At 41.1% G+C, this 644-nt stretch carries 1 protein-coding gene; it reads left to right on the plus strand.

What is annotated here, in order from left to right; translation table 11 throughout:
* Positions 1-261: hypothetical protein (locus DW981_RS14835; RefSeq protein ID WP_207664022.1), on the plus strand; the 261-nt coding region annotated here is incomplete at its 5' end.
* Positions 262-644: the final 383 nt, after the last annotated feature.

The following is a 644-nucleotide window of genomic DNA, read 5'->3' on the forward strand; positions in this document are numbered from 1 at the left end:
GGAACGGCGCTGTTACTTTCCCAGTTTATCCATAAGAGGATGTCAGTGGTATTTATCCCATTTATCGTGTATTCCTATATGGCGTATCTTTTTGGCGGCCAGGCACAGTACGAAAGGTTTTCTTTGAAAAGTGTGATCAACATGTCAGAAGGTGCCATCACGGTGACAGCAGAGTACACAGCAGTCATGCTTGCGAGTGTAACCCTGGTCACTTTTTTGGTCTATTATGTTGTCGGTATCACGAAAGAGAGGATACATTAACATGGCAAAGTATCAGACAAACAAAACAAAGCGGATGCAGCATGGGAACGACGTGTGCTGCAACGCTATCCGATCCTGCGTGGCAGTGTGAAGTATATTCAGATAGAGGAGCTGCCACGTACGATGAATGGAAAGTTGGATTACAAAAAGCTGCAACAGTATTGAACCCCGGCAGAGTATGCTTTGCGGGGTAAATTTTAAACAAATCTTAAACAAAAACCACATTGAATCTTAAACAACAGTTGTTTACACTAAATTCATAAGTTATCACAATAGATAGTGTCAAGTAAGCTATGAAAAACGAGCCGAAGAAAAATAGGCTCAAATGAACCTTGAAAATTGCAGATATTTATGTTTTTGATAATGGACGCCATCCTTGAGGG

The organism is Clostridium sp. AM49-4BH (assembly GCF_003478335.1).
GTDB lineage: Bacteria > Bacillota > Clostridia > Lachnospirales > Lachnospiraceae > Butyribacter.